Consider the following 21,653-nt stretch of genomic DNA (forward strand, 5'->3'; position numbering starts at 1 on the left):
GGGGGGTCGGGGCGGTGCGGTCTGGAAAGCGCCACCGAAACCAGCGCGCCGCCGCGGGATGCTGTCCGCGGCGGCGCGCCGGTCGGCGGGTTCAGCGTCCGATCTCGACGCTCTCCAGGATCCCGAGCGCGTCCGGCACGAGGACGGCGGCGGAGAAGTAGGTCGTCACGAGGTAGGAGATGATCGCCTTCTCGTTGATGCCCATGAATCGGACGGACAGCCCCGGCTCGTATTCGTCGGCGAGCCCGATGTGGTTCAGGCCAATCACGCCCTGGTTCTCCTCGCCGGTGCGCAGCGCGAGAATGGACGTCGTCCCGGTGGAGCTGATCGGAATCTTGCTCACCGGCAGCAGCGGCACGCCGCGCCACGCCGGCACGTGCTCGTCGTGGAACAGAACGGTCGCCGGGTAGATGCCCCGCGCCGTGCATTCCCGGCCAAACGCCGCAATGGCCCGAGGGTGGGCAAGCAGGAAATGGGTGCTGCGCCGCCGACTGAGCAGCTCGTCGAGGTCATCCGGGGTCGGCGGACCCGAACGGGTGTGAATACGCTGGCGCAGGTCGGCGTTGTGCAGCAGGCCGAAGTCGGGGCTGTTGACCAGCTCGTGCTCCTGGCGTTCGCGCAGTGCTTCGACGGTGAGCCGCAGCTGCTGGGAGAGCTGGTTGATCGGCTCGTTGTACAGGTCGGCGACCCGGCTGTGGATGCGCAGCACCGTCTGGGCGACGGACAGCTCGTACTCGCGTGGGGCCAGCTCGTAGTCGACGAACGTGCCCGGCAGGTTCGGCTCGCCGGAGTGTCCGGCCGCGATCGCGATCTCCGCCTCGCCCTGCTTGTTGCTCGCCGGCCGCGGCCGGCTGCGGTAGTCCTCCAGGTGCCCGCTGAGTTCGGCGTCCTGCCCGGTGATCTCGGCGAGTTGCTGGCGAGAGAGCACCAGCACAGTGGTCGCCGTCAGCGCCCGGGCGGTGTAATCCCACGTCAGCCCCGCCTCGGTGAGGACCTCGTCGCCGAAGTACTCGCCGTCCGCGAGCACCCCGAGGGACCGCTCGTCGCCGTAGGTACCGGGTCCGAACTTCCCGACCTTGCCATGGGCGATGAGGAACACCTCGTCGGCGGGCGCACCCGTCTCCGCAAGCACGTCGCCCGCGGAGTACTCCCGCTGGGCGAACCGGTCGGCGAGGCCGGCGAGCGCCCCGCCGCCAAAGCCGCGCAGCGCGGGCAGCTCGGCGAGCTCGCCGGGCACCACCCGCACGTCGGATCCGACGGACGTGAACGTGACGAGGCCGTCGCCGAGCACGTAGGTCAACCGGCGGTTGACCCGGTAGACGCCGCCGGCGGTCTGCACCCAGGGCAGTACCCGCAGCAGCCACCGGGAGGTGATCTCCTGCATCTGCGGGACGGACTTGGTGGTCGTCGCGAGGTTGCGCGCGGCCGCCGTGCTCAGACTCAGTCGGAGGTCCTCGCCGGGGGCGGCTGAGCCGGTCGCTCCGGTGTCGGTCGGTACGGGCTCGGTCATGGCAGACTCCACCTATCTTTGGTCTTCCAGGGGCTGGGGCGAAACCCTTGGGCTATGGGGCGAAACCCTGAGGCTCTGCGATCAATCCTTGCGGTCAAACCTTGGAGTTGCGCGGTGAAACCAGGGGCCGGCATGGAACGGTGACGCGGCCGCACGCCGAACCCGCGCACGGAAGAATGACGGTATCTCGACGATTACCGCGGTATTTTTCCGGTGGGAACCGGGTTCGAGGTGAGGCTGGCGGCCCCGTCAGGTCAGGACCTGAACAATGGGCACGCGCGGGCTCCGGTCGTCCGCGACACGGCTGATCGCACCGTTGAGCGCTCCATATACCAGTAACCCCCGTGGGTGTCGCGCGGTTCGCCGACATGCGCATTTTTCTCGTGCTGGCAGGCGCGTCTCTCGCCGCGCATCGGCAAGCCTCCCGCACCGGTGGCGTGGCCGGCAAGCACTTTGCGGAACCAATCGGGGACTGGCCCGGTAAGAGGACCCCTTCTAGCCCCACCTCGGGGCACGTAGTCACAGACAGTAAATACTTGCGCGGTCCCGAGAATTCTTCGGAATGAATGGCCGGCGTTCTGGTGAACCGTACGGATGGCCGTATCCAAACTGCCCGTCCGGGTGCGGCTGGCATGGCTGAAAAAAAGCCGGACACCGCAACCGTCGGCCGTAGGCCCTCGGCCGCCGGCCGGGTCGGCGAACCGTTCGCCTGGCCTGGTGCGGCGGCAGTCGGGAATGTGCGGGCCGCCGCCGGGCGGGCCGCGGACCGTCCGGCGGCCGAGTCGACCGTCCTTCCGGGGGCGCCACAAAATGCGTCCTCCGGAGTGCGTAGGCGACTCCGTTCGGTGGCCGTTGCGTGGCGCGTTCCGTCCCTGTGGGCCGGCGCCGGGCTCCGGCGGACCTGCCTTTGTCGCGCCGGACATGTCACCGGGGGGACGCGGACCGTGTCGGTGGACGGGGGCGCACAGTGACCGGTGTCGCGCGCACCGCAGCTGGCGCGGGCGGAATGCCAGGTCACTGATGTCGGTGATGGCTCGCCGTGGGATGGAGCCGACAGGCGGGCGTCGCCGGGCGCCACGCGGGGGGCGGACCGGGACCGCACGCGAGGCCGGGGTGGTAGGCCGCAACGGACACGGCTGCCCGGACCCTGGCCGGTGTCGAGCGGCCAGCGATCCGACACGAAGGTGGTGCTCGATCGGGACTAACTACCTGGTGGATACGGGACTTCATCCCATTGCCTATGGCTGGAATTCGTGCATGCCAGCGGAGGCGTGATCCGTGCTGCACGTGATGTGCGGCGGAAGGAACGCCGCGGAGGCGAGGCGCGGCCGCTGCGGCGGAGGCGGCCGCGGATGCGCTCGGTGACCCCATACCGGCCGAAGTGGCCTGGGTTGCTGAGACGCAACGGTATCTCGGCGATTTCGGGGAAGCTTCCAGTGAAGTGACAGGACTGTAACTCGGCAGAGCTTTGGCGGAATGCCGGCCAGCCACTTAGGGTGATGATCCCTTTGCGGTCACCTGTTGACGGAGCGTGACGCGGGCCGGGCTGCTACTAGTACCAATTAGCTACGGATGCCCGATCCGAACTCGCCCATCCTGGCCACAGGGCCTAGCCCGTGGACCGATCTAGGACGGGCGACGGGTCGCCTGCATGCCCCGAGGGGGCGGTCCTGAGGTCACCGGGCCCATCCGGGCGGCGCTCGGCCTCGCCGGTGCCGACCGGCAGCGCCCGGATGGGCATCCGCATGCGGTGACCGGTCAGCCCGCGGCACCGCGTGCGGCCGTCAGCGGGTGCGCGGCCCGGCCGAACGCGGTCATCTGGTCGACCGACCAGGGGCTGAGTGCCCACGGCGCGGCGAGCGCCGCCTGCCGGTAGCTCTCCCACTCGACCCAGCGCCACTCCACGACCTCGGCCGGGTCCGGGTCCGGGTCACCCACCGCCCGGGCCACATAGACGGGGCACACCTCGTTCTCCACCAGCCCGTCGGCGGCGGTGGCGCGGTAGGCGAAGTCCGGCAGCGCGAGGTGCAGGTCGGTCAGCGTGAGCCGCAGCTCCTGCTCCACCCGGCGTTCGACGGCGACGGCGATGTCCTCACCGGGGCGGGGATGTCCACAGCAGCTGTTGGTCCACACCCCCGGCCAGGTGCGCTTGCCCAGCGCCCGGCGGGTGACGAGCAGCCGGCCGGCCGCGTTGAACAGGTAGGAGGAGAAGGCCAGGTGCAGCGGTGTGTCGAGACCGTGCACGGCGAGCCGGGGTGCCGTCCCGCAGGGTCGGCGGTCGGCGTCCAGCAGCACGACCTGGTCGTCGACGTCGACGGCGGTACCGGGTCCTTGTGGACTCACGCGTGGGCCTCGCTTTCGGTGGAAGTGGTGAACGCGGCCACCGGGCGTGGGCGCCAGGCGTCGAGCCCCATGTCGGTGGCCTCACCACTCCATCCTCCCGCCGCCGCGACCAGGTCGCGGCCCGGCCCCGGATCCCGCTGGTCACACCGGCGGCGAACCGGCCCGCGGCAGGGGCCGGTCGACGGTGTGGGGGCGCCTGGAAGTGGCGCGCGCCCGCCGTCGACGACCCTGCGGGAGGCCGACGACCCTGCGGGAGGCCGATGACCCTGGCGGTCAGGTGCCGATGAGGCTGGTTCCCGTGCGGATGTCGGCGAGGAGATCCCACTGTTCGTTGCTGAGGACGCCGAGGGCGGCAGGGAAGAGCCCCTCTTGTTCCTTGACGATGTGGCGCCGTAGCAGCGTCAGCATTTCGACGGCCCGGGCGGGCCAGGCCGGGTCGGTGCGGGCGGTGCCGTCGGCGGCGCCCGCGAGCACCGCCTCGATCCGGCGGTGTTCGCCGCGAAGGATGGCGATCTTCTCGGGGAACTCGGCGGCCATCGGGGGGAACAGACCGCGCTCCTCCACCACGGTGTGCGGGCCGAGAACCGTGGAGATCCTGGAGCAGTAGTCGATGAGCGAATCGACGTCGCCCCGCCGGTAGGCCGCACGCGCCTCGGCCGAAAGCTCGACCAGCTCGTCATGCTCCCGGATCAGGTCCTCGATGGCCGGAGTGGCCGTGCACCAGCAGTATTCAGACACAGTAGGGCCGTCCTCGGGGAGAAGAAGATCGGCTGATTTCCGGCGTCGGGGATCGAGATACGCCGGATCCGTCGCGCGCTTGCGGGGACCGACGCAACCATGCTCCGAACTGGTTGTGCCGGTTCTGCCGGATGCCCGCAGGCGCGGTCGCGGACGGGAATCGGGCCGATGGGGGCGGGTCCGGGCAGCGTGGATGCCGGCGAGGTCCGCCAGACGCCCGGCGGCCGGCAGGGACGGGCCGACCGGATGACCGCGCCGCAACCGGTGACGCGGTCAAGCTCCGGCACTGTCATCTCGCTCCTGCCCCGCCCGGCGGCGCACGGGGCGCGCCGCTGCCGCCATCATCGGCCGGCGCGCGCTTGCGCTATATGGACTTTCGTCCCGTTCGCGGCCTTACGAACGACTGCGTCGGTGGGTCCGGGAGTCGCCGGTATCCACCACCACGGCCGGGGCGCGGAAATCCCGAGCGGAATGCGCGCAGCGCAGCCTGATTGTCCGGACGACTCCCGTCGGCCACAGTCCGAACGTGCTCCCGCCGACGGGACTTCTCGGCCCGTGCCTGCCTGGTGGCCCGCCGCCGTGCCGGCCGGCGGGGCGGGTCAGGACAACGGCACGGTGAGGCAGGCCGCTCGCGCGCCCGCCACCCCGGCGGCGCCGGGGGAGCTGTCCGTGTGGTGCTCGTGAAGGATGATCGCGTGCGCGCCGCCGGCCCGGAAGTCCCATTCGACGACCGCGAACGCGGCCCCCGCTCCGTGGGCGTCGGTGGTGAAGTCCAGCCATACCTCGTTGTGCGCGTTGGCGTAGGCCGGGTCCACCGACGGTTGGACGGGGTCGGGGACGTTCTGGTAGTGCGGGCCGGCGGCGGCGCCGGTCGCCCCGCAGGCCTTCTGGTGGACGTGCGCGCCGTACTGGTGATTCGGCATCAGACCCTGGACGATGAGACCGATCACCGTGCGCTTGCCGCGGACGGCGAGTGCGATCGCCGCCGCGCCCGTCGGCACCAGATGCTCGTCGTAGGTGACGGCCGTGGGCGGCTGCCGGGCGTCCCAGGCGCGGAACACGCCGGGCTCCGCGATGATCCCGCCGCCCGCGGGCGGACTCGGGGATGGCGAGCCGGCGGCCCCGGCCGGCCCCGCGGTGAGCAGGATCACCCCGAGCCCTGCCGCGATGATGGACAGACGCCGTCGCATGAAGACCCCTCCGGTGCGGGAGTTCCGGTCGGTGGTGACAATCGTAGGGCGGACGGCGCCGACTGACCAAGCCAGCCGGATTGCACGCCGGAAATAAGTGCCATCCCGGGCCGCAACATTTTTGGGAAGCCCGTGCGACGTCGCCTCGATCACTCGCCGAAGGATTTCCACTGCCGCAGTCGAATTACATTGCCCGAGAGTAGCGTTCGTCGGCGGTTGCGGTCACGCATCGTTCGCCGAGTGTCGAGATCTGACCGGGTCGAGATCTGACCGGGCGGGGAGCACCTTGCCGCCTCGCGACGTCGTCTCGGCCGGGCCGCACCACGATCGCCCAGGTCACGGGGCGCGTTCCGCTGGCGCCGAGGCAAAGAGGCTGATCGGATGGGGAAGCCGGGCGTCGATCCGGGGACTGGTCGCCAGACGGGGGGTGCCGATGCCGCCGGATTCGCCTCGGTCGGAGCCGGGACAGCGCGGGGGCCTGCTGCCCGCGACCGAGCGGCTGTTGCTGCAGCGGGTCGCGGCCGAGCAGGCGGGCGGGCGGGCGCCGTCGCTCGTCGCCGCCGTGGCGCGCGATGGCCGCCCGGTGTGGACGGCCGGGCGGGGCCGCGTCGTCGGACTCGATCCGGCCGGCGGCGGTGCCGGCGCCGACACCCAGTACCGGATCGGTTCGATCACGAAGACCTTCACCGCGGTGCTGGTGATGCGCCTGCGTGACGAGGGACGCCTGGCCCTCGGCGACCCCCTCGACCGGCATCTGCCGGGCACCACTGTCGGGGACCGCACGGTCGCGCAGCTGCTGTCCCATCTTGGCGGCATCGCGGCGGAGACCCCGCCGCCCTGGTGGGAACGGGTGGCGGGGCAGGCCCATCCCACGCTTGCCGACGCGCTCGGCCCGGCCCCGGACCGGTTCCGCCCGGGACGTCGTCATCACTACTCCAACGTCGGTTTTGCGGTCCTCGGTGAACTCGTCGCCCGGCTGCGCGGGATGAGCTGGGCGCAGGCCCTGCACCACGAACTGCTGGCGCCGTTGGGGATGTCCCGCACGACCGCGGTGCCCGCCGCGCCCCACGCCCACGGCTTCGCCGTCCACCCGCATGCCGACGTGCTGCTGCCCGAGCCCGCCCACGACGCCGGCGTGCTGGCCCCGGCCGGTCAGCTCTGGTCGACCACCGCGGACCTGGTGCGTTGGTCGGCCGTCCTCGCCGGGCACACCGATGCCGTGCTGTCCGCGGACACCCTCGCCGAGATGCGCGAACCGGCCGCCGTCGAGCCGGACAGCGGCGAGTGGCGGCTGGGGGCGGGACTCGGCGTGCAGCTGCTGCGCGAACCCGGTGGCGTGCTCGTCGGGCATGGCGGTTCGATGCCCGGTTTCGTCGCCGCCCTGTGGGCCCGGCCGGTGGGGACGGCGGCGGTGGCGATGGCGAACGCGACCAGCGGAGTCGCCGTCGTCGACCTCGCCATCGGCCTGATCGACGCGGCCGACACGGCCGAACCGCCGCTGCCGGCCGAATGGGTGCCCGCGCCGGTGGCCGGGCGGGAGCCGCTCGACGTCACCGGCGTCTGGTACTGGGGGCCGGCGCCCTACACGCTGTCGCTGCGGCCGGACGGCGGCCTGCTGCTCGCGCCGCTGGGCCGTTCCGGCCGGCGTTCCCGCTTCCGTCCTGGCCCCGCCGGCCGCGGCACCTTCCTCGGCGTCGACGGCTACTTCGCCGGGGAGACCCTCATTGCGCGGCGTCAGTCCGACGGCGGCCTGCGCCACCTCGAACTCGCCTCGTTCGTCTTCACCCGGTCACCGTACGACCCCGCCGACCCGATCCCCGGTGGCGTCGACGCCGACGGCTGGCGCCCGGCCCCGAACGCGGGCGGCGGGCAGGACTGATCGGCCCACGCCCCGGCGGCGATCGCCCCTGCCTGCCGCGGCCGACGGGTGGTGGGGGTTTTGCCGGGCCGTCATCGGAAAGATGTTACGTGGCGCATACGGACGTATTGTTACCGTGAGTAACGGAGCCGCTGTGTGACCGCCCCACTTCGTCACCGTGCCACTGTGCGGCGTAGCCGAGGAGCGATGGCATGCCCTTCTTCGATCCGCTCGAGTCCACCTTCTACGGTCACTGCGTCGAACGACTGCTGACGTCGAAAGACCTTGCGCCGCTGCTTGCCGACGGCATCGTGGAGCTCGGTCCGGGGACGGCCCGCCCGGTCGTCGAGGCGCTGCGCCGGTCCGGCTCACGGGTGCCGATCACCGGGTACGAGCTGGACGCCGACTCCGCGCGGATCGCGAGCCGGGCCACGGCCCGGGCGAAGCTGGGAAATTACACCGTCATCCAGGGCGACTTCTTCGCCGCCACCGACAAACCGGGTGCGCGCCAGCACGGGGACCCCGCGGACCGGCGCAAAGCCGGCGTCGTGAACCTGCCGGTCGGGGGTGCAGCGGTGCGGCGGGCGCGGTGCGCGATCGGCAACCCGCCCTACCTGCCGGCAATCGCGCGGCCGGTCGGCGCATCCCAGCTGTGGGGCGGCCACGACGGCGCGCACGTCGCGCGGCGCGTGCTGGCCCAGGAGATGGACGTGGTGCTACTCATGATCGCCTCCATCTCCGACCCGGTGGGCCTGGTGCGCCACGCCCGCGCTGCCGGCTACCGGATCGCGGACTGGTCGGTGCGGCCCATCCCGTTCGGCCGGTACTCCCACCAGCCCTGGGTCAGCCGCCGGATCGGTGAGCTGGCCCGATCGGGCCGCGCCTTCTTCGGCCCGGAGGGCTACCTGCTCGCGGGGGTCACCTGGGTGCGCGGCGGCGCACCGACCGGCGCGACCGGCGCGACCGGCGCGACCGGCGCGACCGGCGAGCCTGATGCACCTGACGATGCCGCCACGGTGCTCCGCCGGATCCTCACCGCGGCGGGCAGCGCCACCAGTCTCGACGAGACCGCGGGAGTCGGCCGGACGGCGGGCGCCCGCCGCCGGGTACGGATCGCTTCCGGGCTGCATGAGGTGCCGCATCGGCCCGCCTCCCGTCTGTCGGGGAGCGGTTGATGCCCATCGCGACAGGGCCCGGTATCGCGCGGGACGTCGGCGTTGCGCCGGCCGGTGATCGGCCGGCGAGTCCGCCGGGGGCGGAGTACGGCGCCGTGCTGACGCCGGCCGAGCTCGGTCAACCGCGCCTGCCCGAGGCCCGGGGAACGCTGTCCGAATTTCTGTTTGACCGGCTGCGGCGGGCGCCCGGCGCAGCCGGTCTCGGGCCGGCTCCGGCCGCAGACGACGACGTGCTGTACGGCGAGGACGGTCCGCTCGCCCTCTACTGCCTTTACGGACTGCACTACCGCGGCTTTGCCGAGGTCGACGACGACTGGGAGTGGGAGCCGTCGCTGCTCGCCGTGCGCCGCCAGCTGGAGACGGCCCTGCTCACCCGCCTGCGCGACGAGGCCGGCGGGGACGGCGGGGCGGTCGGGGACGTCGAGGCCGCGCTGCGGGAGGTGATCGCGTGCGCCGGCGGCCGTTCCCTGTCGCGGCACCTGGCCACCACCGGCACGCTCGACCAGTTCCGCGAGTACGCGATGCACCGTTCGCTGCTCCAGCTCATCGAAGCCGATCCGCATACCTGGGCGATCCCGCGCCTGACCGGTGCCCCGAAGGCGGCGCTGGTTGAGATCCAGGCCGACGAGTACGGGCACGGCGTTGAACGTGACATGCACCAGAACCTGTTCGCCGTGACCATGCGTGCCCTGGAGCTCGACGCCCGTCCGGGCGTCTACCTGGACCGGCTACCCGGGCACGCGTTCGCGACCGTCAACGTGCCGTCGCTGTTCGGCCTGCACCGGCGGCTGCGCGGCGCACTCGTCGGCCACCTGGCGCTGTTCGAGATGACGTCGGTCGAACCGATGGGCGCCTACGCGGCGGCACTGCGCCGGCTCGGACTTGCCGCCGGGGCCCGCCACTTCTTCGAGGTCCACGTCGTCGCCGATGCCCATCACCGGACGGTCGCCGGCCGCGACCTCGCCGCGACCCTCGTCGCCCAGGACCCGGTTCTGGCCGCCGACGTCGTCTTCGGCGCGCTGGCGACGACCGCGGTCGAAGGCCACTGCGCGGAGGCGATCCTCACCGCGTGGGACGAGGGCCTGTCCTCCCTGCGTGGTCAGCCGCCGGCGCCGCGCTGAAGAAGTCGAGTGTTGCGCGTGTCTTGGTCTGTTGCGGACCGGTGAGGTCCAGGCCGTGCCGGCGCAGGACGGCGGACATGCGCGCGGCGGTTCGTGCGGCTGCCTGCGGTGTGGCGCGGGTCGACAGTTCGAGGAGGCGGGAGCCGTCCGGAAACGTCCATTCTTCGGCCTGAAGCACCCGATCGAAACCCGCCGGGGTGAACCGGTGCCGCGACGCCTCGATCGGTCCGAGGACAACGAGATCATCGATGTGGCCGGGGCGGGGCAGGTGGGTGGCGAGCAACCTCGCCTGCTGTTTCGAGAACAGGGCGTGTAGCGGGCTCCGGCGGGCCATCGCGCGCCGCACGTCGTCGGGACCCAGACGGGTGCGCAGGGCGGCGGAGCAGACATAGGAGCCGGGCATCGCATCCACCTCGACAACAAGCTGCTTCGATTGGCGCAGCCGCGGGGCGACGTTCGCCGGCACGACCGGCCGGAGTTTGACGACGGAATCGTCCGGTCTGCCCCGGGTGCTGCGGACGCGGACCACCACTCCGCGTCGGTGCAGCAACCGGTCCGGGGTGTCCAGGTAGTAGACCCGTTGACGCCGAGGTGTCGTCGAGGCGATCCTGAACACCTCGAACGCCCGCTGATGCGCGGACGTGGGCACGACGAACTTGAGCTCCACCCGATCCACCTGGCGGGTGAGTTTCACCATCGCGTGCAGGTCGGCGTCGGGTAACTGCCAGAATTTCTGCGCCGCGCGCAGCACGGCCGTGCTGCGCGTCGCGGCAGCCATTGCATCACCCTCTCCCGCCCGCCCGCTGCGCGGAACACAGCCTGGTTGTGCCGCGCGGGTCATGCTTTCACTCTTCCGCGACCAGAGTGCACCTACCATCTGGATAGGCTCCTAAACATCGTGCCTGGCAGGGATCGCCGGCGGTGGGCCGCAGTCCACGCGAGTGGAGTCCACGCACATGCCGCAGGCGCACTCCAGCGGCACCCCGGCGGCGAGAATGCCTCGCGGATCCGAGCACCGGCGAGGTCCGCGTCAACGGGCTGGAAGTCCCATCCGGTGATGCACCTCGGCCGGGCCAGGCGCATGATCGAAGACCTATGGCGAATTCTGCCGGGGGAACATTTTCCAGCGGCCGATCTCCCGAGGAGGACCTCATGCTCCGTAGATCGGTGCGCCGCGGCACCCTGGCCCGACCGATGACCGCACGACTGATACGGGATGCGGGGCCACCGCGGCCCGTCCGCGTCGTCTTCGGCTACGACCGGACCGATCCGATCGCCGTGACCCTGACCGCCGGCGCGGTCGGCGCGGTCGGCGCGGGTCCGGTCGTGTGGCGCTTTGCCCGCCGGCTGCTCGCCGACGGCGCGCGCCGGCCCGTCGGCCTGGGCGACGTACGGGTCCGCCCGATCGTGCTGCGCGGCCAGCCGGCGATCGCGCTGTGCCTGTGCGACCCGTTCGGAACCGCCGAGCTGGAGCTGTCCGCGCGGGAGGTGACGGCGTTCCTGTGGCGCACGTTCGCCCTGGTGACCGCCGACGCGGAGGCCGGGATGATCGACTGGACGGCCGAGTTCAGCTTCATGTCCGGCGTCGGTACCCGCCGGTCCCGGGTCCTGCCCGGTGCCCGGATCCAGCACGCCCGCACCTGATCTCGGTCCGACCCCGGCGTTGCGGGCGTTGTCGGCCGGCGTTGCCCTGTTGCCGGCGCAGCAGGTGGAAGGTCTGTCGTGGCGAGGGCCGGACGTTCCGGTGGGGCGGGGCGGCATGCCTGTGGTTCTGGAAGGATTTTTCGGCTCGGGTGCCGTCCTCGTGCTCACTCGTCTAGCCCGAACGTGGTGTCGCCGCGGAGTCTGGCGACGCGGCGACCGGCCCGTCCACCGGGACGGAGGGGGCGGCAGACCCCCGACTACCCGACCAAGGTCCCTGGTTCGCGCCGCCCCGACAGGGCACGCTTGGGAATCCGCAGATTCACCGGCGGGATGAACCCGGGAGGCCGGCCGTGCGTGAGGTCCCGATGCCGCAACCCCGGCCGGCTCCAGACCCCGGGCCCGAACCGTCCCCGGCCGACGGACCGTGCGCCTGCGGCATGGGGGCCTACTGGCGGCTGCACGCGGCCACGCCCGGCGCCAGCGGGGACTGGGTGGATGTGTTCGATCTCGATGACGGCCGGTTCGCGGTCTGCGTCGGCGACGCGGCCGGGCATGGCTCGCAGGCGGCTGCGTTCGCGGGCCGGGTGCGGGCGGTGCTGCGCCGGCGCCTGCTGGCCGGGGCGCAGCCGGAGGCGGCCGTCAGCGGCACGGTCGACGAAGTCGCGGGGCTGGGCGATCTCGGGGAGATGTTTGCCACGGCCTTCGTCGCGGTCGCCGATCCGTCGACCGGCCGTGTGGTCTACGTCAATGCCGGTCATCCGCCCGCCGTGCACCTGGCCCGATCCGGCGCGGACACCGACGTCGAGGCTCCCGGCGCGCAGTCGACTCCCGCCGGCCTGCCGCTGGGGCCGACCGGCCCGATTCTGTCGGACCTGTTCGCGGGCACCTCCATCTGGTCGTCCCGATCCCTGCGGATGGCCCCCGGCGACCGCGTCGTGGTCTACACCGACGGCATCAGCGAGGCCCGCGACGCCGCCGGCGAGCTGTTCGGTACGGGCCGTATCGGCAGTGTGGTAGGCGCAGACATCTCCGACATCCCGCCCGACCTGCTTATCGACCGCCTTTTAGCCAGAGTCGCCGCCCACACCCACGCCGAGGCCCGCGATGACCGCACCGTGGCGGTTCTGGCCCGCCAGTTCGGGCCCCCCGCCGCGATCTCTCCCATCGCCGAATCCCCGGCGCGGCACAGCTCCTGACCGCCCCGCGTGTCAGGCTCGGAGGTCAAGCTCGGGACTCATCTGGTCGCCTCCGCGAACGGCGTCGGTGATGCGCCCCATCAGGGATCGGCCGGCGGACACCACCGTCTCCCGATCATGCGTGATCACGAACTCGAACCGACGATCGCGATCCGGACCTCCGTCGGCGAGATCGCGGGCGATGAGCGCGCTGGCATAGTGCGGTCCGACGACGATCACAGCCCACTCCCCGACCAGCGGGTCCGACGCTGCCAGGGAGACGTGACACCCGCCCGGACAGGCCGGGCGGGTGAGGCCGGCCGCCAGGACGCCGACGAAGGGACAGGCGACAGCCAGGCACGCATACCGTCGGCTCGTTCTCGGGGTGAGCCACTCGGCGGTCTGAAAGGCGGCCAGCACCACCGGCGGATCACCGAGTGACATTGCCTGCCGCTCGATCTGGTGCGACATCGCCAGGAGAAGCTTCTTGCGGCCGACCCGGAGATCCTTGGCCTCTCGGATGAGCTCGAACGGGGTCGTCGGCGGTTCCGCCGGTCGTTCCGTGAACGGTAGGCGAGCCGTCGACGCGGCCTCGGGAAGCGGCCCCGGGCGGCCGAAGAACCAGCCCTGCCCGTACCTCGCGCCGTACGCGAGGGCCTGCTCCAGATGATCGTGGGTTTCGACGCCTTCGGCCAGGATGACGGCACCGGTCCGCTCGGCGTGCGCCAGGATGGCCGCGATCGTGCGGGCCTGATGCGGCCCCGGTGTCTGCTGCACGAGCGACAGGTCGAGTTTGATGACGTCGGGGGCTACGAACGGCAGCAGGGCGAGTGAATCCGGGTTCACGCCGACATCGTCGAGCGCGATCCCCCAGCCCTGTTCCCGTGCCCATCGGATGGTCCGGAGCAGCTCGGACGGGTGGGTCAACAGCGAGTTCTCCGTCAGTTCGAGCACGACGCGCAGCTTGTGGATCGCCTCGTCGACCAGTGTGCGTGCCGCCGACGACCGCGGGGCCACCGAGGACGAGGCCTCCATGTTGACGAACAGGGTCTGTTCGTTTCCCAACGACGTGTCGAGCGCGCCCCGCAGGGCGGCGAGCCGGCAGGCCCAGTCGAGTTCCTCCAGGCGTCCCTGGGCCCGAGCTTCGGTGAACGCGGTGGCCGGATCGACCCGGCCGGTAACCGGCCAGCGGGCGAGCGCCTCATATCCGACGACCGCGCCCGATTCGAGGTCGACGAGAGGCTGGTAGCTCGGCACCAAGGCGCCGGCCGCCAGGATCTCGTCGAGATCGCATCCGCGGCGGCCGCCGACTGGCACCCGCGCTGCCATCCGCTTACCCCCAGAGGCGGCCGAAGGGCCTTGAGCCTCGGGCGGCGATGCGGCGTGGCATCGGCCAGAGGCGACCCACGCCGACAGGGTCAGCGGCGGCGCCGAAATCCGGATCTCCCAGCTTCCATATTCGACGCTACGCCTCTGTGGCCGTTCCGGTCGGGTGAGGCCGGGGCTGGCCGCCTAGCCCACGCGATCGGGGCAGGACACGCCGGCCCAGGACATCACCACGCAGTACGAGCTTCGCGCCACCTTCCATCTTCCGCCGACGAGAACGGCGTCCCCGCGAAGGGTGCCGTAGGCGGGCGCGTGGCTCAGCACCACCTCGAAGGGGAGCGAGGCGTGGGCCGGGTCGGTGAACACCGGCTCCCCGACCAGCACCCGCGCGCTCGCCGTCGGCTGCGGATGACGGTGGTGCACCGTTTGCAGCGTCGACCGCAGGGACGCACCGTCGTCGACGGCGGCCAAGGTCGTCTCGATGCCCTGACCGCCCGTGAAAGCTGTGGTGAAGGCCGTCCGGACCTCGGCCGCGGCCGCCGCGACGTCGGCCGGCGGCGAGCCGGGCTCGGGCAACCCCACGGCCGGCCACAGGTCGACGGCACGGTCGGCGGCCGCGCGGATCGCGGCGCCGTCCACGGCGACCCGCGACTCGGGCAGGCCGCGGGCGAGGAAGTCGGCGACGAGGGTCAGCGGACCGGCCGGCGGCAACGGCCAGAGCCAGTACCGCAGCCGGTGCACCTGCTCCGTCCTCGAGCCGACGATGCTCGCGGTGGAGCCGTAGCTCGCGGTGGAGCCGTACACGAGCCCTCGCCGTACGGCGGGCTGGAAGTCCGGCCCACCGAACGGCATGTACTGATCTCCCGACCCGTCCGACGCGGTCCCGGCCGGCAGGGCCGTCAGCAATGGGCCGCCCGGCTCGCCGAGGCGGGCGGCGACCGGTTCCCCGGGCCCGGCGGCGACGGCTCGCGAGCCGTCGGGAAGCGCGATCCCGAAGCGGACCATCCGGGTGGCGTCCCGGTTCCAGCCCACCGCCAGCCGTGGGTCGACACCGGGTTCGGTGCCGGGCCGCAGCCGGATCTCCACAGTGATCTCCACTCCCGCGGGATACGCGGCGAGGCATGCGACGGACACGGCGGTGTCGGCATTGCGGCCGATGGCCGGGGCAAGGGGAACCACGCCGGCGAGCTGGTGGTCCGGTGGGGCGAGCCACGGGCCGACCGGGCGTGGCGGGACGGCCGAGGAGACATTGTCGAAAAAGTTCATAACTCACCCATCGTGGCGTTACCATCACGGTCGGGTCAATCGAATTTCGCCGGGCCGTCGCCGGAGCACGCGCCGCCGGCTTCGACCCGGTCGCCCCAACCCCCGCTGCGGCCACATCCTCCCTGCATCCCGTCAGGCGCTGGTGCGGTGGCGGGACGTCAGGAGAGGAAGTCGACGGCGAGGCGGTCCGGCCCCGTGAGCTCGACGACGCGGAAGCCGGCGACCCGGCTCAGACCGACGCCGACGTGCACCGTCCCCTCGAAGTCCCCGGCCAGCGCGTAGCTCAGCCCCGACGGGCCGGTGCCGTCGGGTGCCGTGCGCAGCGTCGAGGCGCCCTGGTCGTCGTGGGCGGCGGCGGAGGTCAGGACGAGCTCGAACGCCGCCTGGCCGGCCAGCGGCAGCGGAGCCCCTGATCCCGGCCGGACGACCTGCGGCACGAACTGGGCCCGGTAGCCGGGAACACCGCCGGCGAACTCCAGCACGACCCGGTCGAACCGGACCCCGTTCTCCACGTTGACCGCGCTGCGCAGCGACACCAGCCGGACGGGCCGGGCCTGCTGGCGCGCCTGCGCCGCCGGCTGACTCGACCAGCTCCGTGCGCTGGCCCGCGGCCCGGTCGACGCCACCCCCGGGCCGGCGCCCGCTCCCGCCGACGCCGCCGGAGTCGGCGGCGTGACCGTGCCCCCCGGGCTGGCTGACGCCGTGGCGCTGCCGGCCGCTGTCGTGGCGGAGGAGTGCGCGGTCGGCGAGGAGGTCGAGCCGGCACCGTTGGTTCCGGCGGAGCCGGAGCCGCCACAACCGACGAGGCCCACCAGCAAGGCCGTCATGAGAGACGTCATGACGGCGGCGGCACCGCCATGGCGGGCCCGCCGGGCCCGCCGTCGGCCACCGGTCGGACCAGCCGGATGAAGGTCCGTCAGCGGTCGGCCGCTCCGTTCGGTCACGGATCCCGCGGCTGTCGACCCCACCACGACGATGCTTCCCATCCGGGATGCCCCGCTTTCTCCGGACACACGGCGCGAAGCCGTCCTACCTGTCATACCCGCACCTGTCATACCCGAAGCGTCCCGATCATGGATGGGAGCCCGCGAGCGGATCTGCAGTCGGGTGCGTAGCAACGCGGCGGTGCTGGTCGCAACCTCCCGCAGAGCGCTGCCACGGGGTGCATGTCGCGGACCAGGGTGAGACGCACGGCGGCGAGGCAGACCAGCAGCATCGAGCGGTACAGGACCGCGTGGTGGAGGGCCGAGCGGCGAGGCCTGGGCGCTGCCCCCGGTCGGGTATCGTGAGATCGTCGGCCGACGTGGCGCAACTGGTAGCGCACCCGACTTGTAATCGGGCGGTTAGGGGTTCAAGTCCCCTCGTCGGCTCCAAGAATATCCCATCTGACCTGCGGTTTTTTTGAAATAAAGATCGACTTTGCAGGTGCCGAGATTGTTTGTGGGCTCATTCCGCGGGACGGCACTGTCGCAGCGGCGAAGTCCGCCTTCGCGTAGCTGCCGATCAATCATGATCGAGCGATGGGTTGAGGTGCGGTCTGTCCGCCGGTGCCGGTGCCGGAGTTCGCGGGGTTCCGGTTCCCGCCGAGGGTGATCGTGCTGGCGGTGTGGTGGTAGCTGCGGTACGCGTTGTCGTCAGAGCTGATCAGGCGGGGACGGCCTCCCGCCCACCGGTGTCCCACTCGCCGACGCCATGACGATCAGCGTGCGACGGACCCGGATCGAGCCATGCTTCCCCCGCCGCACCAGGGCTTGGAGTCGCCGTCCCTCCTCGTCGGTCACCACCGCGGTCCTGCCGCTCGGTTCTCCCGGCAGCCAGACGCGAAGGGGTGATCCCTCGGGTTCCGGAGCTTCGACGGAGTCATGCGCGGCATCGGAGCGTCAAAACCCATGGGGAGGGTGTGTTTGAGAGCAGCTGACCGGGTCCTGTAGATCAAAATCGATGACCTGCGCCAACCCCACCTTGATCGCAACTTGCCGTTTGAGTCGACGACGCCGGCCTGCGATGACAAGATCGAAACTCCCGACACCCAGCTAGCCCGGATCTTTCGTGCCTCGGCCGGGCGTGACTGACGGCTGTCCTTCCGCCTATCCGGGGGCAGGTAGGGCGCGCAGTGTAGTGATCGTCTGGCGGGCGAGTGGTGTCCAGGGGTGGTGGGCGGCGAGGTGGAACACGCTCTGGCGGGCATGGTGGGCGAGCCGGCCGGCGAGCTGCCCGCGGACGGTGTTCGTCGCGAACGCGATGATCCGGTTGCCGTCGGCGTCGTAGGCCGGTGTCCACGCCTTCTTCGGGAGGCGGGCGATGAGCTGGGCGGCGGTGTTCGACCCGGCGTTACCCGGGCGCAGGAGCGCCGTCGCTGGTTCCCCGGTGCCGGCCGGGCGATGTCGGCCAGGCAGTCTCCGCCCAACGCCGGCGCCACGGCCAGATCCGTCAGGACCTTCGCCGGGTCATGCGTCGTCAGCGGCGACCGCCACGGCGCGAGCACGTCGGACAGCAACCGACCCAGCTCGCCGACACGGACCGTCTGGACGGAGCGGTTTCACATCACCGGTCAGGGAAGTGCCCACCCAGGGGCAGAACCAGGACCATTTCTGGTAACTGCCATCATTACAGTCGAGTGTGTACACCTGCCGGGAAGCATCGGAATCGAGGCAGAAACCTGTCGCCAGATTGTGGAACGTACGGCCGGACGCTGCCTGCGCGGTTCCCGCCAGACCGACAGTCAGAAGCATCGCCGCCGCTATGAAGATCGCCATGACCGGCCGCGGGCCTTTCAGCCCTGCGAGCTCCCGCCGGCATCGACGAAGATAGATAGATAGATAGATAGATAGCATAATTTTGATTTAACCGTATTACGCTAACGAGCTGAAAATTATGGTTGCAGGTTACAGGTCGGGCGTCAACATTTTTGGCAGCTATATCCAGAACCATGACAACGAACGCGCGACGACTGGCTGGTCGACCAGGTCCAAGCCTCTACCAAATTCGATATTTCGCGTATGTTCGGCTGGTGCTGTAGTCATCATGGTTCGCCCTTTTGCGGACGGCGCGCCGGGTAGCCTCCCGTGTCTGCTGAGAGTGTCGTTCGATGATCCGGGGTGTGGCGGAACGGGTGCGGGTCCGGGAGATCAGGCCGGACGAGGGGCAGCGGCTGTTACGGATCGTGCGACGGTCGTCGGGGTCGGTGGTGACGCGGCGGCGGGCGCAGATGATCTTGCTGTCCGTGCGGGCGGTGACCCAAGAAGATCGCCGAGATGACGTTCACGCCCAAGGACCGGGTCCGCGATGTGATCCACAACTTCAACGCCGACGGCTTCGACTCCCTCGGCCCGAAGTACTCCGGTGACCGTCCCCGGAAGTTCACCCTCCCCGAATGCTGGAAGATCAAGACGACTGTGATCAGTCGCCGTCGCTCCCTGGAACGTCACCCCGTCGGGCAACTGACAGGAACCGTAATGGCCACCCTGGAGTCTGGATGATGGTGATGGTGATGGTGAGTGACACCATCGGCGCGGCGACGGAGCAGACCTGACACGACAAGGTCGGTCCGGTAGTACCACCGCGGCACTACGCGTCCTTTGGCCCGGGAGCGTTCCGGAGCCGGGGTGTACCGGTCCCAGCGGGACTGACCACAGGCGGACAGAGCGGGTCTTTTTCATCTTCAGCTTCAGGTCGGGCTTGCTTGACGACCGCGGGACAGAAAAGGTTCATGGAACTCGGCGGGGCTGTCCGGCCGACGTTTCGTCCTGAAGGGGGAGACACGTGTCCACGGCGGTTCTGAAGGTGACGAGCGAGGCCGGTCAGGTGATCGTGTCCACGGGGCGACCGCGGTTCATCATCGGCCGAGCGCGCAACGCGGACCATGTGATCGCGGACAGTAGGGTCTCCCGGCAGCATCTGATGATCGAGGAGACGGACCACGGTTGGGCCGTGCGGGACGTCAGCTCCAACGGCACCTGGCTCGACGGCAGCCGGATGCTGAAAACGGTCGAGGTCGGCGGCGAGACGCGGTTCCGGCTGGGCACACCGACAGGCCCCGAGGTCATCGTCCTCGCCGAGCTTCCCGCACAGCGGTCCTCATCCGGCGACCCCACCGGCGGGGGCGCGGACATGCAGACCATGCTGCCCAACCAGGCCGGCTACACCCCGCCGCGCACGTCGCACCAGGCCGAGAGCGGCGGCCACACCCGCCTGGACCGCGAGCACGAGCGCGGCACCACCTATCCGCTGCGCCCGGGGACGATGACGATCGGTCGCGCCCGCGACAACGACATCGTCATCGCCGACCTGCTTGCCTCGCGCCACCACGCCTCGCTGACCGTCCGCGGCCCGAACGTCGACCTCGTCGACCTGGACTCCGCCAACGGCACATTCCTCGACGGCCGCCGCATCCAGCAGGCGCCGGTCAATCAGGGCGACATCATCGCCATCGGCCATCACGTCTTCCAGCTCGAGGGCGACCTGCTCGTCGAGTACCTCGACTCCGGTGACGTCAGCTTCGAAGCCGAGCATCTCAACGTGTGGGCCGGTGGGAAGCAGCTCCTGCACGACCTGACCTTCCGCCTGCCCGGCCGCGCGCTGCTCGGCGTCGTCGGCCCGTCGGGCGCCGGAAAGTCGACGCTGCTCAACGCACTGACCGGCTTCCGGCCGGCTGACCAGGGCGCCGTCCGGTACGCGGGCCGGGACCTCTACACCGAGTACGACGAGCTGCGCCGCCGGATCGGCTACGTGCCGCAGGACGACATCCTGCACACCTCGCTGACCGTGCGCAAGGCGCTGGAGTTCGGCGCCGAGCTGCGGTTCCCACCGGACGTGACGGAGTCGGAGCGCGCCAGGCGGGTCGACGAGGTCCTCGCCGAGCTGAACCTCACCCCGCATACGGGCACGGCCGTCGCCAAGCTGTCCGGCGGCCAGCGCAAGCGGGTCTCCGTGGCGCTGGAGCTGCTCACCCGGCCCACGCTGCTGTACCTGGACGAGCCGACCTCGGGCCTCGACCCCGGCATGGACCTGCAGGTCATGCAGTCGCTGCGCAAGCTCGCCGACGACGGCCGCACGGTCGTCGTCGTCACGCACTCCGTGGCGCAGCTCGACCTGTGTGACTACGTCCTGGTACTCGCGCCGGGCGGCTATGTCGCCTACTTCGGCCCGCCACAGGACGCACTGCCGTTCTTCGGCGAGCAGGGCTACCCATGGGTGTTCCTGCGCCTGCAGGAGAACCCGGGCGCCGACTCGGCGGCGCGTTTCCGCCAGTCCCGGCACTACGTGCCCGCGTCGGTGACGGCCCCGTCGGCCCGGCGCGCGCCGGAGGAGCTGCCGAGCATTCGGCAGCAGTCGGTGCTCTCCCAGCTGGTGACGCTGAGCAGACGAACACTGGCGGTCATTGCGTCCGACAAGGGCTACCTGCGCCTCGCGATCGCGTTCCCGTTCGTGCTGGGTGTGATCCCACGATTTATCAAAGGAAACTTCACCGACACCCATGACATGTTCACGCCGAACTCGGACGCGCCCACCGTCTTCCTGATCATGGTATTGTGTGCCTGCTTCATGGGCATGTCGAACTCGGTGCGCGAGATCGTCAAGGAACGGGCGATCTACCAACGAGAACGCGCCATCGGTCTGTCGAGAGCCGCGTACGTCGGCTCCAAGGCCGGAGTGCTGCTCATCATCACCGTCCTGCAGGTGATTCCGTTCACGCTTATCAGCCTCATCGGCCGGCAGCCACCGAGCCACCTGGCACTCGGCAACACGCTGCTGGAATGCATGATCGCGGTGTTCGTGGTGGGTTTCGCCTCCGGCATGATCGGACTCGTGATCTCGGCGCTGGTGGACAACGCCGACAAGACGATGCCGTTGCTGGTCATCGTCACGATGGTCCAGCTCGTGTTCTCCGCCGGCATCGTGCCGATCGCGGGGAAGACGGGCCTGGAGCAGGTCGCCGTCGTCTCACCGGCCAGGTGGGGCTTCGCGGCGATGGCCGCGGACGCCGACTTCAACACGATCACCCGGGCTGGCGTCCAGCGGCCGAAGACCGTGAACGGCAAACCCGTCGCCGGGCAGACCGTGCCCGTCAACCCGCGTGCGCCGAAGCCGGACAGGCTGTTCGACCACACGAACAAGCAGTACGCGATCGACATTGGCGCCGGGATCGCGGTCACCGCGGTCTACATCGGCATCACGTCGATGCTGCTACGCCGGCTGGACCCGAAGACGAACAAGAAACGAAGGCCGGTCACACAGTAGTCAGGTGCCAAACCGGAGTTCTGGAGTCACCCGGGGTCGTCGGCGAGCTGCCCGCGCCTGTGTCGGA

At 70.8% G+C, this 21,653-nt stretch carries 15 protein-coding genes, 1 tRNA gene and 1 pseudogene; 8 read left to right on the forward strand and 9 right to left on the reverse strand.

Annotation, left to right across the window (positions count from 1 at the left end; genetic code table 11):
* Positions 1–91 precede the first annotated feature (91 nt).
* From NBZ83_RS01115 to NBZ83_RS01130, 4 genes are all read right to left on the reverse strand, one after another.
* The gene (locus NBZ83_RS01115; protein ID WP_261565731.1) at positions 92–1,510 is read right to left on the reverse strand and encodes a family 2B encapsulin nanocompartment shell protein; all 1,419 of its coding nucleotides are present in this window, start codon (positions 1,508–1,510) and stop codon (positions 92–94) included.
* A 1,758-nt stretch (positions 1,511–3,268) separates the two neighbouring features.
* Positions 3,269–3,853 carry an isopentenyl-diphosphate Delta-isomerase gene (gene idi, locus NBZ83_RS01120; protein WP_261565732.1) on the reverse strand — a complete coding sequence of 195 codons (585 nt, stop codon included), beginning with the start codon at positions 3,851–3,853 and terminating at the stop codon, positions 3,269–3,271.
* Positions 3,854–4,126: 273 nt separating this feature from the next.
* On the reverse strand, positions 4,127–4,591 hold the full coding sequence (locus tag NBZ83_RS01125; protein WP_261565735.1) for a hemerythrin domain-containing protein: 465 nt from the start codon (positions 4,589–4,591) through the stop codon (positions 4,127–4,129).
* A 599-nt stretch (positions 4,592–5,190) separates the two neighbouring features.
* Positions 5,191–5,781, reverse strand: a complete 591-nt coding sequence (locus NBZ83_RS01130) for a superoxide dismutase family protein (RefSeq protein ID WP_261565737.1) — start codon at positions 5,779–5,781, stop codon at positions 5,191–5,193.
* A gap of 433 nt (positions 5,782–6,214) precedes the next feature.
* Between NBZ83_RS01130 and NBZ83_RS01135 the strand changes: the two genes are divergently transcribed.
* From NBZ83_RS01135 to NBZ83_RS01145, 3 genes are all read left to right on the forward strand, one after another.
* Positions 6,215–7,660, forward strand: coding sequence for a serine hydrolase domain-containing protein (locus NBZ83_RS01135; RefSeq protein ID WP_261565739.1), 1,446 nt, complete (start codon positions 6,215–6,217; stop codon positions 7,658–7,660).
* A 191-nt stretch (positions 7,661–7,851) separates the two neighbouring features.
* On the forward strand, positions 7,852–8,814 hold the full coding sequence (locus NBZ83_RS01140; RefSeq protein ID WP_261565740.1) for a class I SAM-dependent methyltransferase: 963 nt from the start codon (positions 7,852–7,854) through the stop codon (positions 8,812–8,814).
* Positions 8,814–9,935 (forward strand): iron-containing redox enzyme family protein, encoded by a 1,122-nt coding sequence (locus tag NBZ83_RS01145; RefSeq protein ID WP_261565742.1) that lies wholly within the window; start codon positions 8,814–8,816, stop codon positions 9,933–9,935. Before NBZ83_RS01140 ends, NBZ83_RS01145 begins: the two co-directional genes overlap by 1 nt.
* On the opposite strand, the gene NBZ83_RS01150 is transcribed toward NBZ83_RS01145, so the two are convergent.
* Positions 9,877–10,713: a CYTH domain-containing protein gene (locus NBZ83_RS01150; protein ID WP_261574151.1), complete on the reverse strand. Its 837-nt coding sequence runs from the start codon at positions 10,711–10,713 to the stop codon at positions 9,877–9,879. The genes NBZ83_RS01145 and NBZ83_RS01150 overlap by 59 nt on opposite strands.
* 374 nt (positions 10,714–11,087) lie before the next feature.
* Here NBZ83_RS01150 and NBZ83_RS01155 point away from each other — a divergent pair, with 374 nt between their 5' ends.
* Complete coding sequence (locus NBZ83_RS01155) at positions 11,088–11,579, forward strand: SsgA family sporulation/cell division regulator (RefSeq protein ID WP_261565745.1); 492 nt, start codon at positions 11,088–11,090, stop codon at positions 11,577–11,579.
* A gap of 437 nt (positions 11,580–12,016) precedes the next feature.
* A complete protein-coding gene (locus NBZ83_RS01160; protein ID WP_261565747.1) occupies positions 12,017–12,775 on the forward strand; it encodes a PP2C family protein-serine/threonine phosphatase in 759 nt (252 codons plus the stop codon).
* 12 nt (positions 12,776–12,787) lie between these two features.
* Here the strand turns inward: NBZ83_RS01160 and NBZ83_RS01165 are convergent, their stop codons facing one another.
* From NBZ83_RS01165 to NBZ83_RS01175, 3 genes are all read right to left on the reverse strand, one after another.
* Positions 12,788–14,083 (reverse strand): sensor domain-containing phosphodiesterase, encoded by a 1,296-nt coding sequence (locus NBZ83_RS01165; RefSeq protein WP_261574152.1) that lies wholly within the window; start codon positions 14,081–14,083, stop codon positions 12,788–12,790.
* A 183-nt stretch (positions 14,084–14,266) separates the two neighbouring features.
* Complete coding sequence (locus tag NBZ83_RS01170) at positions 14,267–15,346, reverse strand: MTB12 C-terminal domain-containing protein (RefSeq protein WP_261574153.1); 1,080 nt, start codon at positions 15,344–15,346, stop codon at positions 14,267–14,269.
* A 158-nt stretch (positions 15,347–15,504) separates the two neighbouring features.
* The gene (locus tag NBZ83_RS01175; RefSeq protein WP_261574154.1) at positions 15,505–16,173 is read right to left on the reverse strand and encodes an AMIN-like domain-containing (lipo)protein; all 669 of its coding nucleotides are present in this window, start codon (positions 16,171–16,173) and stop codon (positions 15,505–15,507) included.
* Between the two features lie 470 nt (positions 16,174–16,643).
* Between NBZ83_RS01175 and NBZ83_RS01180 the strand changes: the two genes are divergently transcribed.
* A tRNA-Thr gene (locus NBZ83_RS01180) sits at positions 16,644–16,719 on the forward strand.
* Positions 16,720–17,433: 714 nt separating this feature from the next.
* Here the strand turns inward: NBZ83_RS01180 and NBZ83_RS01185 are convergent.
* A pseudogene (locus tag NBZ83_RS01185) lies at positions 17,434–17,873 on the reverse strand (hypothetical protein); the annotation flags it as partial.
* A gap of 727 nt (positions 17,874–18,600) precedes the next feature.
* Between NBZ83_RS01185 and NBZ83_RS34450 the strand changes: the two are divergent.
* Together NBZ83_RS34450 and NBZ83_RS01195 are read left to right on the forward strand one after the other, a co-directional pair.
* Positions 18,601–18,825 carry a helix-turn-helix domain-containing protein gene (locus NBZ83_RS34450; protein WP_261566391.1) on the forward strand — a complete coding sequence of 75 codons (225 nt, stop codon included), beginning with the start codon at positions 18,601–18,603 and terminating at the stop codon, positions 18,823–18,825.
* 283 nt (positions 18,826–19,108) lie between these two features.
* A complete protein-coding gene (locus NBZ83_RS01195; RefSeq protein WP_261566392.1) occupies positions 19,109–21,586 on the forward strand; it encodes an FHA domain-containing protein in 2,478 nt (825 codons plus the stop codon).
* The last annotated feature ends 67 nt before the right edge of the window (positions 21,587–21,653 follow it).

Source organism: Frankia gtarii (assembly GCF_025403375.1).
GTDB lineage: Bacteria > Actinomycetota > Actinomycetes > Frankiales > Frankiaceae > Frankia > Frankia gtarii.

Excerpts from the sequence above, each read along its gene's own strand:
- NBZ83_RS01115 (WP_261565731.1), bottom strand. The coding sequence starts at position 1,510 with ATGACCGAGCCCGTACCGACCGACACCGGAGCGACCGGCTCAGCCGCC.
- NBZ83_RS01130 (WP_261565737.1), bottom strand. The coding sequence starts at position 5,781 with ATGCGACGGCGTCTGTCCATCATCGCGGCAGGGCTCGGGGTGATCCTG.
- NBZ83_RS01135 (WP_261565739.1), top strand. The coding sequence starts at position 6,215 with ATGCCGCCGGATTCGCCTCGGTCGGAGCCGGGACAGCGCGGGGGCCTG.
- NBZ83_RS01140 (WP_261565740.1), top strand. The coding sequence starts at position 7,852 with ATGCCCTTCTTCGATCCGCTCGAGTCCACCTTCTACGGTCACTGCGTC.
- NBZ83_RS01145 (WP_261565742.1), top strand. The coding sequence starts at position 8,814 with ATGCCCATCGCGACAGGGCCCGGTATCGCGCGGGACGTCGGCGTTGCG.
- NBZ83_RS01150 (WP_261574151.1), bottom strand. The coding sequence starts at position 10,713 with ATGGCTGCCGCGACGCGCAGCACGGCCGTGCTGCGCGCGGCGCAGAAA.
- NBZ83_RS01155 (WP_261565745.1), top strand. The coding sequence starts at position 11,088 with ATGCTCCGTAGATCGGTGCGCCGCGGCACCCTGGCCCGACCGATGACC.
- NBZ83_RS01160 (WP_261565747.1), top strand. The coding sequence starts at position 12,017 with ATGGGGGCCTACTGGCGGCTGCACGCGGCCACGCCCGGCGCCAGCGGG.
- NBZ83_RS01165 (WP_261574152.1), bottom strand. The coding sequence starts at position 14,083 with ATGGCAGCGCGGGTGCCAGTCGGCGGCCGCCGCGGATGCGATCTCGAC.
- NBZ83_RS01170 (WP_261574153.1), bottom strand. The coding sequence starts at position 15,346 with ATGAACTTTTTCGACAATGTCTCCTCGGCCGTCCCGCCACGCCCGGTC.
- NBZ83_RS01175 (WP_261574154.1), bottom strand. The coding sequence starts at position 16,173 with ATGACGGCCTTGCTGGTGGGCCTCGTCGGTTGTGGCGGCTCCGGCTCC.
- NBZ83_RS34450 (WP_261566391.1), top strand. The coding sequence starts at position 18,601 with ATGACGTTCACGCCCAAGGACCGGGTCCGCGATGTGATCCACAACTTC.